The sequence below is a fragment of the Lysinibacillus sp. BNK-21 genome, assembly GCF_048684915.1.
GTDB lineage: Bacteria > Bacillota > Bacilli > Bacillales_A > Planococcaceae > Lysinibacillus > Lysinibacillus capsici.
Genome location: NZ_JBLQTS010000001.1, coordinates 1,976,506 through 1,991,248, shown reverse-complemented (window position 1 = coordinate 1,991,248; position 14,743 = coordinate 1,976,506). Strand labels below are relative to the sequence as shown.

Below are 14,743 nucleotides of genomic sequence, written 5' to 3'. Positions count from 1 at the left end.
ACATATTTTGGTCACTTCTATCCAACACTCTCTTAATAAATAAAAAAACCGACCTCCTAAGAGATCGGTTTTTATGGTGATGATTACTCAGCAGCTTTTGCGCGTAGAACCATTTGTAGGATACCACCATGGCGGTAGTAGTCTACCTCTACTTCTGAGTCGAAACGAGCTAAAGCTTGGAAAGTTTTAACTGTGCCGTCTTCAGATTTAGCAGTTACTGTTAAGATTTCACGTGGTTTTACGTTGTCAGTAATGTTAACAGAGATTTCTTCTTTACCAGTTAAGCCTAATGTATCAGCAGATTCACCTGGCATAAATTGAAGTGGAAGAACACCCATCATTACTAGGTTAGAACGGTGGATACGCTCGTAAGATTGTGCGATAACAGTTTTCACGCCAAGTAGGAATGTACCTTTCGCAGCCCAGTCACGAGAAGAACCCATACCGTAGTCGTTACCAGCAAGTACGACTAAGCCAGTACCTTGCTCTTGGTATTTCATACATGCGTCATAGATGTACTCTACTTCGCCTGTTGGCCAGTAAGTAGTGAATCCACCCTCTGTACCAGGAGCAACTTGGTTACGGATACGGATGTTTGCAAATGTACCACGCATCATTACTTCGTGGTTACCACGACGAGAACCGTAAGAGTTGAAGTCACGGATTGCAACACCGTTTTCAATTAAATATTTACCTGCAGGTGTATCTTTACCGATTGCACCAGCTGGAGAAATATGGTCAGTTGTGATTGAGTCACCGAACTTCGCCATAATGCGTAAGCCGTCTAAGCCTTTAATAGCTTCTGGCTCTTTTGCAAGACCTTGGAAGAATGGTGGGTTTTGGATGTAAGTTGATTTGTCATCAAATGTGTATAGAGACTCAGTTGATGTTTCAATTGCATTCCATTTTTCGTTCGCTGTGAATACAGTTTCGTATTCTTTTTGGAATAACTCACGGTTAACAACAGTACCTAATACTGCATTAACTTCTTCAGTTGAAGGCCAGATATCAGCGAAGAATACTTCGTTACCATCTTTGTCTTTACCGAATGAATCTTTTTGTAGATCGATATCCACTGTACCAGCAAGTGCATAAGCAACAACAAGTGGTGGTGAAGCTAAGTAGTTAGCTTTTACAAGTGGGTGTACACGACCTTCAAAGTTACGGTTACCAGAAAGAACTGAAGTTACGAATAAGTCATTTGCTTTAATTGCTTCTTCGATTTCAGGTAATAATGGACCTGAGTTACCGATACATGTTGTACAACCGTAACCTACAGTGTTGAAACCGATTTGGTCAAGGTATGTTTGTAAACCTGAATCTTCAAGGTAACCAGTAACAACTTTAGAACCTGGTGCTAAAGAAGTTTTTACCCATTTCGGTACTGTTAGACCTTTTTCTACAGCTTTTTTCGCCACTAAGCCCGCAGCAATTAATACGTATGGGTTAGAAGTATTTGTACAAGAAGTGATCGCAGCAATCGCAACAGCACCTGTTGGAATTTCTACATCGCCTTCAGCGAATTTCGCTACAGAAGTTTTTTCGAATTCATCTTCTGTTAAACCGAAACCTTGTGTACCTTGTGGTGCCACTACTGCTTCTTTGTAACGAGAACGCATTTGAGATAGTGGAATTAAGTCTTGTGGACGTTTAGGACCAGAAAGGTTTGGTTCGATTTCAGCTAAGTTTACTTCTAAAACGTCTGTGTAAACTGGCTCTAATGTTGGATCGAAGAACATGTGGTTCGCTTTTAAGTAAGCTTCTACAACCGCAATGTGCTCTTCGTCACGACCAGTTAAACGCATGTAGTTTAATGATTCTTCGTCGATTGCGAAGTAACCACATGTAGCACCATATTCAGGAGCCATGTTAGAGATTGTCGCACGGTCAGCTAGTGGTAATTTAGATACGCCAGGTCCGAAGAACTCAACGAATTTACCAACTACGCCACGTTGACGTAATACTTGTGTTACTTTTAATGCTAAGTCAGTAGCAGTTGTTCCGTTTGGAAGATCGCCAACTAATTTAACACCGATAACTTCTGGAATTGGGAAGTATGAAGGCTGACCAAGCATACCTGCTTCAGCTTCGATACCACCTACGCCCCATCCAAGAACGCCGATACCGTTGATCATTGTTGTATGAGAGTCAGTACCTACTACTGAATCTGGGAATGTTTCGAATGTGCCGTCAGCATTTTCGTTTACGTGTACAACTGGAGCTAAGTACTCTAAGTTTACTTGGTGAACGATACCTGTTGCTGGTGGTACAGCACGGAAGTTATTGTAAGCAGTTTGAGCCCATTTTAAGAAGTTATAACGCTCAGCGTTACGTTCAAATTCTAGGTCCATGTTTGCTTGTAATGCAGATGCATTACCATATTTGTCAACTTGTACTGAGTGGTCAATTACAAGGTCAACTGGAATAGCAGGGTTGATTTTGCTTGGGTCGCCGCCCATTTCTTTCATTGCAGAACGAAGAGATGCAAGGTCAACAACTACTGGTACACCAGTAAAGTCTTGTAATACAACACGAGAAGGTTTGAATGGTACTTCTGCCTCTGGGTCAGCACCGTTACCCCATTTTGCTAATTCGTTTACGTGTTCTTCTTTAATTACATACGCATCATATTGACGTAAAACAGATTCTAATAATACTTTAATTGAGTAAGGAAGGTTTGAAACTTTTGCAACGCCAGCTTTTTCAATCGCAGCTAAGTCATAGTAATTGTAAGTTTTACCATTCACTTCGAATGATGCACGGCTGTTGTGTAAATTACCTTGTGCCATTTGCGGATCCCCCTAATATATCTTTTTGAAAAGGCTTTAAAAATGTGTAGCATCTTTTCTCCAATACCCATGATAGCGCATTTATATTCATAAGTAAATTACATTAATATTATCTTTTTTGATAAGCATAACTTATGACCTTGGTTTCTATCCTGTTGTTTTTAATTTTTTGATGTGCATAATATCAAGGTTTTGTATTAATGAGGGTTTCTATACCTGTCTAACGAAGTGTATCTAAATGTATTTAACTGGGGCACTTTTTGGGGCACTTGCTGGGGCACCTGTAAATTTTTTAAAAATGGTGCCCCAGTTCGTAAAAATGTAGATAAAGGAGGTTTGAACAGGTACTCACTTATAAGGAAAGAACAATATAAATTCCTTTAAAGTTAATATTATTTCTTTGCCACAATCTGTGGCATTTTTATTTTTTTAAATACAAACAACATTCTACTATATTAATACATTTTTATTATTACAAATAACTACCAAGAGAGTAAATACATTATGGAGAATTTTTTTATTTGACACTTTTTAATTCTCTAATAATTAGTAGGAGGTGTAGATTCTTCAGAGGATAATATTTATAAACCTGATAATTTACCAAGGCTGGCCTAAAGAAACACTTTATCGTCGGTAATTTCTCTCGTTAATATTCTTGGTTGTCAGACCAAATCAACCAAAAGTCCTCAATCCTGTTTTATCAACGGTTTGAGGACATATCTTTCACTTCATCTTCTCCAAAAGTTTTAATAGCTGTCATAATCACACTGTAATGATTTGATTTAGTACCAATTGATCTTCTCTTTTAATCATCATCGTTTAGTAAGGAAGCTTTTTGGATCTGATCAAATGTAATGCACTTCACTTAAACTATAGCTAAGTTCCTCAAGATCAAACTAGTCACGTTCAGGGTGTTTAGGTGGTTGTTTCAGTTTTTCGGCAACCATTTTAGCTGGATCTTTTTTCTTTGACTTTGCCATTTTTATTTCTCCTGATAAGAACGTTTGTTTGATGCGTTATAGAACTAACGATCTGTTTTATCACAATACTGTTATTTGCCTCCCTAGTACAGAAGTGTTTTTTTTATAGTTTAGAACCAAAACGGTAGGCGAATACTAAAGGTACACTTTATTAATAAAAGTAGGCGAAAAAATGACAATGAATAAATTATTATTTCTTATTTTATCCTCTACTCTGCTCCTGGCAGGCTGTTGGGATGTAACGGAACCTCAAAGAATGTACTATATCAATGCCGTTGGGGTTGATTTTGAAGACGATAAATATAAAGTTTACTTACAAATTATCAATTTTGCTGATGTAGCTAGATCACAGCAATCTGGTGGTGATGTTGAACCTGCTGAAGTCGGGTATGCTGAAGGTAAAACAATTGAAGAAGCGATTTATAAATTGTACCGTTCATCTGATCAAGAGATCTTTTGGGGACATATGAGATACCTAATCTTCTCAGAACGTGCCATGGAAAATGAACGAAGCATTCCTGTTATTGATACTTTTATTCGTTTTCGAGAAACAAGATATCATATTTGGGTTTATTGCACAACGGACCCTATTAATGACTTAATGCTTGTAACACCAATTTTGCGAAATTCTATGACAGCTTCGAAATTAAGTAATCCAATTAGTACTACTGAACAATTAACATTTGTTCAACCTATAAATTTGAGGGAATTAATTATTGGTTTAAATGAACCGAGCCATGAGATTGGTATACCTTATGTAAAGATAATGAAAGGTTGGGAAAATGATGAGGGAAAAATGGATGAAACCACCTTTTCCGGTATAGGCATTCTTTCAAAAAATGGGATTAAAGGTTTTATTAAAGATTCCTCAGCAAGAGGCAATCAATGGATGAATGAAGAGACAAGTCGGGGAGAAGTTACCTTTAAATTAGAAGGTGGTGAAAGGGATTATCTAACTGTTGATATAGATAATTTAAATCTCGAAGTTAAGCCCATTGTTAATAAAAACGATCAAGTTGAATTTGAAATTGATATCAAAATACAAGGAACACTCAATGGATTCAAAGGAAAGATTACTACGGATGAAGTGAGAAAAAATATCGCTCAACAAATAGAAAAAGAAGTTAAAGAAACTTATCAAGAAGGTCTAAAATTAGATGCTGATGTATATCGTTTATCAGAATATCTATACAGAAGTAATGTAAAGGTGTGGAAAAAAATCGAGCATAATGGAAAAATACCTTTAACGGAAGATTCAATAAGTAAAATAAATGTTCATGTTAATAAAATAAATCCAGGAAGAAAAACTTTTGATGAGACAATTGAAGAATAAAAAAGCCCGTTACCTTAATTGGTAATGGGCCTTTGAATTACAAGAGAGCTGATATTATCATTTTACTTCGTATAATTTTGTTATTTTACTTTCATTGTTATAGACAAGCTTTAAATTTAACAAATCCGCAATATTACGTACTTGAACATGCGTCCTACCATCTATAATCACAGCTGGAATAGTTTTTGTATCATTAAACATAACTTTAGCTTCTGTAATTTGAGCCCTTTTTACTTCCTCCAAGCCATTTAAAATGTCTAGCTTGAATTGTGCCTCGGAGATTCCCATACTCGCTAAATAATCATAAGGATCTCTATGAGTTGTGCCTTTTAGATTGTCAGTAATCCATCGATGGGACTTGATACCGTTACCTGCCCCATCCAATACAACTGGTATACCTGCCTCTTTTGCAAGTTCTCTCAAAAGCCAAATATAAGCTGCATAATCTTTTTTAAATTGTTCTTTGTCATTTGTTCGAGCCAACTCAACCTGTGCGTAGCTAAGTGGATTCCCTTTTGGACCACAACCATACTGAACACGATTAACTGGCGCAATTTGCACGATACGTCCTCCACCACCTACCCAGTGGGAAGTGAATGCCTTTGCTTTATTTCGGTTCATATATGCAATTTCATTTTCTAATGCGTTCGGTCCACAGTTTTCGGGATTGCCTGATTCATGAGCAATTACATATTTAGCGCTATCTAAACGTACATTCGGTAATCCAGACATTAAACGTTTTTCAATTAAATAAGACATTACTGCTCACCTTCTTTTTTAGCTGCTTTTAGTAAATCAAATGTTCCTGATGCTGTTAATCCTGCAAAAAATCCAGAAATCACCATTACATAGAGTGGGTAGCTGGCTAAAGGCCATAACACCAAACCAATAAAAATACCAATCACTACAGATGTGATTGGCATGTATTGGGTATTTAGATTAAAAGTCTTTTTAAGTACCTCTGCAACCGCTAAGACAATTGCAACCATTCCGATTGCAATCATAAAAATATTTGTTAAATCCATTTTACGCACTCTCCTTGTTATAAGTACGTTTTTCAATACGGTCAACTCGACCCTCTAATGTCGAAAGACTTGAATGAATTCCTTCTAATGCATTTGCTGTCCTTTCTTGTGATTCATTAGAACGTTCTAAGTGTGTCATTAATGCTTTTTCCCGTTCTTTTGATTCGTCACGATGCGATTGATCTAGTTGTATTAAATAATTGAAAATGTAACGTCCAGCAATCAAAACCGCGATTATTAATATGATTGACAAGTAAATCCACGGATTTGAACTATTGGCCACTTTTTCAGCTATACCCGCCCCTGTTATTACTAAAAGCTCCACTGTCCTCACCTCAACATAAAAATTTGAAAAGCCCTCACATCTATCTATGAAGGCATAAAAAATAACGCTAAGCTTCTGCCTGCGTCTCAAAATCTTGTTTTGTTATAGCTTTATATTGTTCAGGTGTAATCTCACCAAATGGATTGGCCTCCGTTTTTACTGCAATTTTTAATTGTTCAGCAGTTACCCACTTTAACATGAAAGCTATTTGCCAAAACTCCATCATTCCCCACCACCTTTCATTGTAATGACATCAAGTTTTAGCTGTGTTAACTGTGAACCTAGATTATTAATCAGGAGGTCTTTTTGTATATTTTTCATTTTTTCTTGTGCCAGTTGTTCACCTAAAGACATTACTTGATCTTCTGTAGTAGGTATTGAACCCACTTTTTCAAGCGGACCCCATGAGCCATCAGGTAATCTTCTACGTCTTTGCATTATTCAACCACCCCCATAATTAAATAAACTTTATTGTCAATACTTATGTTGGGTCTAGTTGTGGTTAATTTAAGAATGATATTGTCCTTTGGTTCTACTGTTTCATGGTAATATTCATCTTCCACAATCCCATCAGTAACCGGTACTATTTTGTCTGGGTCTGCTTCAAGTAATATATATTGCTCCTGCTCGCCAACCAATGTCATTGATAATTCAACTCTTAAATCCAATTCCTCGTCACGTTGAACCCATATTAAAACGCCTCTTGCTGAACCTTTAGGAGGGGAAATCTTATACCTCGCTACAGATTGCAAAATAGGCGTTTTGACCGCATTTTTATTGAGTTTAATCGTTTTACTTGTTTTTGCACCATAGTTGTCAATTACCTCAACAACGATTAAATTTTCGCTGACTTGTAGCTGGCCAAGTGATACCTCAAACTCCCAAGTCCCACCTGCGCCATCATAAATTTCAATTGGATTTGCTCCATTAATTCGATAATTTACTTTAAGATTGGAATTAGCGTCCTGATCTGATACTGTACCACTGATTTTAAATTTATCAGTATTAATAATTCCACTTGGCACAATGGCATCTACCGATAAAAGTGGAGCTCGGTTAGGTACGACATAAAATGTTCGCTCAATAATAGCAGACTGGCCATTTTCATTATCTACTGCCCATACTTTCAATGTGTGGGCTACACCTTCAGTAAGTGTTCCAGTAAGTACCGTTTCACCATCAAACAACTTGCCATCTTTAAATGTGAGCTGCTTAGATAAAGTAATTTGTTTCTGACTGACATTAGTTGCTAAGACTTTTCTTTGGTCCCCATTAATTTGGTAGAAAACTGTTACTGATTGATCTTTGTCTGCATCATAAGCATCGCCTGTGATGTTTATTGTATCGTTTTCATACAACGTCTGATTGTCAGAAGGTGATATTAGGGTAACTGATGGCACTTTGTTGATACTTAATGTCCCTCTAAACATCGGACGAGGTGCATTAGAAGCTCCACTGATGTTTTGTATATATAGTGTGGCGGGCGGGTTTTGCAATGTTACCGAAAACGTAGGGTCATAAACTACGAAAGGCACTGTTAGGTTGTCTATACTAGATGTGGCGACAAATTCACCTTGTGTCCAACTATCACCGCCGTTACTACTGTAAAAACTTGCAATGTCGTTATAACCATCACTTTGTATGAGGGCGCTTGTAGACATTACAACTACAAGTTTATTAGAGGCGTCTACCGAAATAGTAGCATCGTGGCTATGTTTACCACCTACGGAATTGGTTAGATATTTAGTTCCGCCCCAAGTAACGCCCGCGTCAACACTACGACTGTATACCACGTTGTATGTCGAATTGCTAGCGCTTGTGTAGACGCTACAAACGGCATGTAAAACCCCGTTTTTGTCTACTGCTAACGATAGTTTGCCTAGCGGTAAACTGTGAGCAAACACTTCGTAATTTACAGATGAACCATTACTGCTATTGATAACATGGGAATATATAGTATAAGTGCCGATTGACTGATTGTAATGTTGACTTAATGCAATCGGCACACCATTTCTTACTACCAGATCAACGTATGAGTAGTTAGTTGTGCTTGCGTTCAATTGGGTTGTATTTGCAGCACCGTCCCACGTACTACCGCCATTGGTACTCTTGGTATAACGTAAATTCCACGAGTTCGGATACGTCGTTGTTTTAGCTACCCACAGTAGGTGGATTGCACCGTTTAATGGGTCTGTAGCAATTGCCATCGAATTGACGCCTGTCTGCCCTGATGGTGTGAGGACTACAACGGGTTGTACTGCGTTACTAACAGTTGCGGCATCAAATTTCACGACCCCAGTCAGGCCACCACTAGTCGCCACGGCTGTATACACTTTTGTACCATAACTAGCTATCGCAAAGTGCGCGGCCCAATTGCCATTGTTATAGCATAATTCAGACCACGTAGTACCGCCGTCTTTAGATACATGCCAATACACTGTACCTACAGATTTATTTGCTGCAACCATAACAAGCCACCCGTTGCTTAGTCGTGTGACTTTTCTGCCGCCTGTGTTTTCGTATGTGATTGCGGACGTCGTTATCGTTCCAGGCTCACCAACCACTTCAGCGCCTCTAACGTACCAATAACCATCTGTATGACGTCCGTTGGCGGGATATGTGCCATTCTCGGCCACGATGTTAGATTGCACTAGCGACCCTTTGTTGTAACTCGGTACTGACGTGACCTCACTCGCCTTTTTTTCTGCTATCGTTACATTATGTGATGCCCCTGATAAGTTACCTTCGTTTTGCGCGTAGATAGTAAAACGTTGTAAAGTAGAACCACTTATTCTATAGGCTACATCACCTATATTAAGTGGTACGCTGTACCCTATCTGATTAGATACACCATAACTCCCGTTCTGGCTATAGAATGTATAGTTTCTATACAAATCCCAAAATGTCATTGGCGTCCAACCAGCTTCACTGCTCCACGGGCCTTGAGAATAAGTATAATTGGTTATCGTATTAAATTTATCGTAATAAAACTGTGCCATTCTTAAACCACCTCCACTAACTCAACGCTATATGTCTGCCAATCTCCTACGCCCATTTCAGCATTCACAGTGTCAATTGCTACATTACTACGAGCCACTTTAGCCCCTTTTTTGTACGCATTTTTCAAAGCTTGCACCTTGATAGTGTTTGTTCCTACCTCAGTGATCACAACGTCCTCAATGTGTTCATCATCAAAAATAGTGACTTGTGTAAATGGTGTAAAACCATCCATACTAGCCACTTTTAAAGTAGTTGTGCCTATTTCAACAGCCTCAATAATGTCCGTTAAGGCTTTATCCAAGCTTATTTTGTTTGAGCTGCCATCAAAAACATCAGCAAAAGTTCCACTGTTGCCAGGCACACGACCATCAAGTTCTAACTGAACGCGCATACGCTCCATCTGACGATACATTTCAATTAAAAACCGATATGCATTATAAATTCCCCACTCAAAGTTATTTGCAAACTCTGACATGAACGGTGTTCCATCATCTATAATTTCGCCTGTGACTGGATCTTTAATATCATCATGCCATTGGGTACGCTCATAGGGATTCTTTTTGAAATTTAAAGGTATCTCACCATTCATTAGTTTACTCACTTACTTTCACTTCCTTCACCTCGAGTTGTAGAGGAAATGCGATAACATATCCCTGTGAACCTTTTTGATAGTTCATTGTTTTTACATACAATTCACGCCCATAACTATCTACTAAAGCAGCACGTGTAACCAAGCCTTGTTCCAGAGTTAATTTCACATACTTTCTTAGTCCATACTTTGTGCTAGTATGATAGATTCCTTTGTCATAAACGACTCCATCAATCGTTATCTTTGCACCTACAACAAGGTTACTTAAAAATTGTTGAGTTAAATCTATCATCAAAGGCTGTATTTCGTTCAACTCCTCACACCTCCTGCTCTAAATCTGCCACAAACTCGATTGTTCATAATGAAACCATAAGCATTATTTGAAACAATTAATACTTCATTTCCAAGTGCACCATGAGTTCTTGCTGTTTTAAAACGCCCACAAATTTTATGGTTTATTTGCCATGAATAGGTGCCACCGTGAAGTATCAAAAATTCATTTAATTCATTTAAAAAAATATAAATTCCAACACCAGCAACCTTAATTTTCTTGATTAAGGAATCAGGAATTGTTTTAGCAGATGTACGTACATTAAGTAACAATGTAGCTGGCTCAAACTCTCGCCAACCTTCCTCAAAGCCAATAAAATCATGACCCATATAGGCGTCCATGATTTTATTCATTGTTTCAATATCTCCCTCAGATAGATTGAGGAGACACTGTATTTTTATCATTTTGCGATACTCCTCATCGTCCCAACTACCACGAGAAATACCCTCATCTTTCCCAAGTCTATCTAATCCGTACCCCTCAGCTTGATCTACATCCCAATACTTTAAAATGGTCTGTTGTATAGCTAAGTTTTCAACACTATTTGATGCAATCATCTTTAGGAGTTTATAGTTATTACTATCCTCATCCCTTGCATATTGACGAGGCATCCGATCAAGTAATGTCTGCAATCGTTGATTAGACAAGGTTCATCACCTCAATTTTACTCTCATCAGTTTCTGCAACTTCAGGAAATGCAATGGTTACATTATGCGGTTCAAAAGTAACTCCATCTGTTGAAAACTCTACTCGTACATCATCGACTCCATCAATTGATAAAATGCGAGCTTCTGCTTTCGTACAAACAACATCTTTACTCATGCCTACACCAGGATAAAGTTCATCGTTGTATGTTCCGCCAATATATTTAACAATATTAGCAACGGCTAAATCTTCACCGTTTATTGGGAATTGGTTATTTTTTTTGATATATACCCTTACATATACACTGACGGTTGAGGCACGTGTAAAACCTATTTCATGCACAATACCTCTGTTGTCTGTATAAGTAAAAACAGTTGATCCATATGCACGAATTCCTCCGCCCTTTTTACGGAATATAGCCATTGCAATGTCTTCATCTAGGCCACCTAATACCACCGTTTCGAACGAATTTGGAGGCCGACCATCTGCATCTTCAACATTTGTGTCATTTTCAATCACAACAGCAGCACGTACTCCTTCAACGTCATCAAGTACATTCGCTTCAATAGATTCAACACGCCTAGAGCCTAGCTTTCCCAATGATTCGTAATAACGATCTTGTAATTTTTCGTCCATTTCTTCATCTTGACCATTAAAAAAAGCATCTTGATTCGTTACCGAATTGATGCCTGATTGAGGATTTACAATAATAGAAATATCATTAGGTTCTACATTACCTATAGCGCCATATTCGAGGGCCTCTACACTTACACGGTAGCTTCCATCTTCAATTGCATCTATGGCCTCTAAAGCTTTAAAATACACATTGTACTTTGTTCGAAATAAATCACCTATATTAATCTTTGCGCCTTTGTCTAAATTGACGATGACCTCACCAGTTGCTTTAGTCCACCGTTTGCGAGTAATTACACGTTTAACATTAGCATCTAATGATGCTCCTTCTGAAGTATCAACAAAGCGAGCATTATAAACTTGTTCGAGTTCCTCATTATCTTCAGCTTTTTGCTGTGCCATCAGATAAATAAATTTTCCTAAAGGAGTACGGTCTGATAGGTCAGCATCCTCACCAAACAATTCTCTTGCTAACTCTTGGATTATCGGTAAGTAATCTGCTGTACGCATTCTTTTAAACCCATATTTGGTTAACAACTGCTTCCCCTCCTATCTCCTTGCCATTTGTAGTACGAACTCTAAAGTTAATAGATAAAAACCTTTTAATACGATAAAATTCATATTCCACACTAAGTACCTCTGCTGTTCGAGGTTCTTGATACAAGCAATCGTGCATAGCTTGTACAATTTCCTTTTTATTCGGTAGTTTTTTTTCGATTACATCTCGTCTAAAGCCATGGTAATCATCAAACATCCATTCTGTTACTCGAGTTCGTAATAATTGCTTATAGTTTTGAATTAACTGGTCATCACCATATACAAGCTCGTTTAGAACCCAATCCCCATTATCGTTATATTTAAGGGTATGCATGGAATCCCCCCATTACACTAAATCAGTAGTTAAATCTTCACCATTAGCAGTGATAGTACCACCAACAAACTCTATATCATCAGCTTCGACTTTAAACTTAGAAGATTTTATACTTATTTCTCCAACTTCATTTATAACTATTTTGGTAGAGAAATCTTTCGTACCAATTACTACGTCATTAGGATGTTCATTTTGTATCGGTGTGTTAAAAAGATTCAGGCCACCTATTATTAGCGCGTCGTTAGCACTAAATGAGCGACTAGCAGCTTCTCCTCCACCAAACATAATGGGATCAATATCAGCTTGTGAGCACACAACGAGCACTTTATCTCCTTTTTTGTAGGGGATTTGAATAATAAATTGGTCTGTTTGATGAAATGCTATAGGCACATCTAAAATTGGCGTTGCTTCTGGGTCATTTTTAGGAAGAACATCAGCTTTATACAAATTCATGTCTACTTCAAGTACTTCACATATTAAACATGTATTCAAATTCATCAAATTTTCCTCAATATTTTCACTCATGAATTGTGTTATTGATGTTTTCGTCATATTGGCACCACCTCACATTCCGTATAGTATTCTGTTCCAGATGTATCTCCCTTATGTTCACCCTTTGATACTCGAAACACACCACTAACCTTTCTTGAAGTTAGTTTAATAATGACATCTGTAGTGATTTTATGGTTTAACAACATCTTAATTTTATAACCCTTTAACTTTTTCTTCGGATTTTTAGATTTGGACTTTTTCTCGTCCTTCACTTCCTCTTCAATTTCCTCAGGTTCATCAATTAAGCCAGTTTCTTTTGATATATCTAAACCAACCTTGTCACCTTTGGCTCGATCACGTACATACATACGCCCCTTATTGATATGCAATTTCGCCTTACAATCTTTTGCTATTTCAGATACAAGAAACTTAATCTTCCCATTGAGTGCCTTTCCAGAGCGATAAATAAAGTCTACTGGCAAGTCGATATCACCAATTGCAAGCCCTGCGTCTCGTGCCAGTTCTCTTAAAATTAAGGATGCTGGAGTATTCCGTGCATAAGTTCGCTTGATTACACCTCGAGTATAGTCTAATGTGCAATCGATGCACTTAAAAGTTGTAATCTTGTCCAAACCTTCCCATTTAGTTTCTTTCTTTTTGAGGGTGCCACTAAAAATAACCCCATGGTCATCCACATAGCCTGCACTTAAAATAGCTACTTTGTTCGCTGAAATTGAATTTATCGTTTCATCTTTAAGGTTATAGACTTGTATGTCGATGGTATCCACTTTATCGTTATCACCAAAAGGTACACTAAATTTAATAGTTAATGGATCTGTAATTTCTCTGCCACCCACTAAAAATGTAGTTTTACGCATATATAAATTACTCATCTGATTCACCTACCACATACAAAAAGACCGTCTCGTTCAGATTATCGTAGGTAATACGAGTAACTGAATTAGCTCGGTCTTTAGGAATTATTTGTACTTTTGGCAAGTCTATGTTGACATGGTTTCTGAACAAAGGGCGATTAAGGATTAGTTTTTCTCCAATAACCAAAACACCATCATCCTTGAATAGATCTACAGTGAAAAAATCATGTGTTTGATTGTAGTTGATTTCAATTTCAAATACTTCACCAGCTAACTCTATTTCAAAGGAATAAGGTATCTCATTTTTATCAATGTCAATATATTCATCCATTACTTACGCCCCTCCATTGCTGCCCAACCACCACTTGATGAACTCTTAGGTGGTGTTGTATATTTCTCTTTATTGGATTTTGTTGTTGTAGTAGGTGTCTTTTTCGTCTGCTGACGGCCTTTTTTTGTTACAGGTTTTGTTTGTTTTTTTACTGGGATAGCAACACTTACGAACTTACCGACTTTAGCGACATTTATTTGTTTCAGAGTCATTGTGAAAGCATAGCCGTCTTTAATTTTGGCTTCATAATCGCGGTTAAAATCAGTAATGATTACATGTTTTAATGATGTCATGTAATCAAAATCAAAAATAACACCTTTTTCTCGGTATTGACGTAACTTCAAGACTTTTGCTTCAGTATCATCAAGAATTACACCCGTCAATGAAATTGTTGTAGGGTTGCTTTTCACATGGTCAGTTATCTGCTCACCATCTTCAAGTGCGTGCTCCGTAGCTGTTGAAGATTCTGGCATAGATACCTTCGTAATAACATCAATTAAAACATCCTTAATATATGGCATTAC

General features: G+C 37.6%; 17 protein-coding genes. 1 reads left to right on the top strand and 16 read right to left on the bottom strand.

The window, feature by feature from the left end:
- Positions 1 to 83: 83 nt before the first annotated feature.
- Entirely contained in the window at positions 84 to 2,789 is a 2,706-nt protein-coding gene (acnA, locus tag ACMGGO_RS10160) for an aconitate hydratase AcnA (RefSeq protein ID WP_048393126.1), read from the bottom strand.
- Positions 2,790 to 3,941: 1,152 nt separating this feature from the next.
- On the opposite strand from acnA, the gene ACMGGO_RS10155 reads away from it, so the two are divergent.
- Positions 3,942 to 5,102: a Ger(x)C family spore germination protein gene (locus ACMGGO_RS10155; protein WP_420281867.1), complete on the top strand. Its 1,161-nt coding sequence runs from the start codon at positions 3,942 to 3,944 to the stop codon at positions 5,100 to 5,102.
- Positions 5,103 to 5,159: 57 nt separating this feature from the next.
- On the opposite strand, the gene ACMGGO_RS10150 is transcribed toward ACMGGO_RS10155, so the two are convergent.
- From ACMGGO_RS10150 to ACMGGO_RS10080, 15 genes are all read right to left on the bottom strand, one after another.
- A complete protein-coding gene (locus tag ACMGGO_RS10150) occupies positions 5,160 to 5,861 on the bottom strand; it encodes an N-acetylmuramoyl-L-alanine amidase (protein ID WP_328004171.1) in 702 nt (233 codons plus the stop codon).
- Entirely contained in the window at positions 5,861 to 6,127 is a 267-nt protein-coding gene (locus ACMGGO_RS10145) for a hypothetical protein (RefSeq protein WP_202340978.1), read from the bottom strand. Before ACMGGO_RS10145 ends, ACMGGO_RS10150 begins: the two co-directional genes overlap by 1 nt.
- A gap of 1 nt (position 6,128) precedes the next feature.
- The gene (locus ACMGGO_RS10140) at positions 6,129 to 6,452 is read right to left on the bottom strand and encodes a hypothetical protein (RefSeq protein WP_420281866.1); all 324 of its coding nucleotides are present in this window, start codon (positions 6,450 to 6,452) and stop codon (positions 6,129 to 6,131) included.
- 67 nt (positions 6,453 to 6,519) lie between these two features.
- Complete coding sequence (locus ACMGGO_RS10135) at positions 6,520 to 6,675, bottom strand: XkdX family protein (protein WP_420281865.1); 156 nt, start codon at positions 6,673 to 6,675, stop codon at positions 6,520 to 6,522.
- Entirely contained in the window at positions 6,675 to 6,890 is a 216-nt protein-coding gene (locus ACMGGO_RS10130; protein ID WP_420281864.1) for an XkdW family protein, read from the bottom strand. The genes ACMGGO_RS10135 and ACMGGO_RS10130 overlap by 1 nt, the downstream gene beginning before the upstream one ends.
- Positions 6,890 to 9,451, bottom strand: coding sequence for a sialidase family protein (locus ACMGGO_RS10125; protein WP_420281863.1), 2,562 nt, complete (start codon positions 9,449 to 9,451; stop codon positions 6,890 to 6,892). The genes ACMGGO_RS10130 and ACMGGO_RS10125 overlap by 1 nt, the downstream gene beginning before the upstream one ends.
- A 2-nt stretch (positions 9,452 to 9,453) precedes the next feature.
- Positions 9,454 to 10,053 carry a hypothetical protein gene (locus tag ACMGGO_RS10120; protein WP_288585181.1) on the bottom strand — a complete coding sequence of 200 codons (600 nt, stop codon included), beginning with the start codon at positions 10,051 to 10,053 and terminating at the stop codon, positions 9,454 to 9,456.
- On the bottom strand, positions 10,046 to 10,354 hold the full coding sequence (locus tag ACMGGO_RS10115) for a hypothetical protein (protein ID WP_288585178.1): 309 nt from the start codon (positions 10,352 to 10,354) through the stop codon (positions 10,046 to 10,048). The genes ACMGGO_RS10120 and ACMGGO_RS10115 overlap by 8 nt, the downstream gene beginning before the upstream one ends.
- Entirely contained in the window at positions 10,351 to 11,019 is a 669-nt protein-coding gene (locus tag ACMGGO_RS10110) for a hypothetical protein (RefSeq protein WP_288585176.1), read from the bottom strand. Before ACMGGO_RS10110 ends, ACMGGO_RS10115 begins: the two co-directional genes overlap by 4 nt.
- Positions 11,012 to 12,187 (bottom strand): baseplate J/gp47 family protein, encoded by a 1,176-nt coding sequence (locus ACMGGO_RS10105; protein WP_288585174.1) that lies wholly within the window; start codon positions 12,185 to 12,187, stop codon positions 11,012 to 11,014. The genes ACMGGO_RS10110 and ACMGGO_RS10105 overlap by 8 nt, the downstream gene beginning before the upstream one ends.
- Positions 12,165 to 12,521: a hypothetical protein gene (locus tag ACMGGO_RS10100; RefSeq protein WP_420281862.1), complete on the bottom strand. Its 357-nt coding sequence runs from the start codon at positions 12,519 to 12,521 to the stop codon at positions 12,165 to 12,167. Before ACMGGO_RS10100 ends, ACMGGO_RS10105 begins: the two co-directional genes overlap by 23 nt.
- Positions 12,522 to 12,533: 12 nt before the next feature.
- On the bottom strand, positions 12,534 to 13,073 hold the full coding sequence (locus tag ACMGGO_RS10095) for a Gp138 family membrane-puncturing spike protein (RefSeq protein WP_420281861.1): 540 nt from the start codon (positions 13,071 to 13,073) through the stop codon (positions 12,534 to 12,536).
- Entirely contained in the window at positions 13,070 to 13,906 is an 837-nt protein-coding gene (locus tag ACMGGO_RS10090) for a phage protein (RefSeq protein ID WP_420281860.1), read from the bottom strand. The genes ACMGGO_RS10095 and ACMGGO_RS10090 overlap by 4 nt, the downstream gene beginning before the upstream one ends.
- On the bottom strand, positions 13,899 to 14,219 hold the full coding sequence (locus ACMGGO_RS10085) for a phage baseplate plug family protein (protein ID WP_288585167.1): 321 nt from the start codon (positions 14,217 to 14,219) through the stop codon (positions 13,899 to 13,901). Before ACMGGO_RS10085 ends, ACMGGO_RS10090 begins: the two co-directional genes overlap by 8 nt.
- The gene (locus tag ACMGGO_RS10080) at positions 14,219 to 14,740 is read right to left on the bottom strand and encodes a phage baseplate protein (protein WP_420281859.1); all 522 of its coding nucleotides are present in this window, start codon (positions 14,738 to 14,740) and stop codon (positions 14,219 to 14,221) included. Before ACMGGO_RS10080 ends, ACMGGO_RS10085 begins: the two co-directional genes overlap by 1 nt.
- Positions 14,741 to 14,743 lie beyond the last annotated feature (3 nt).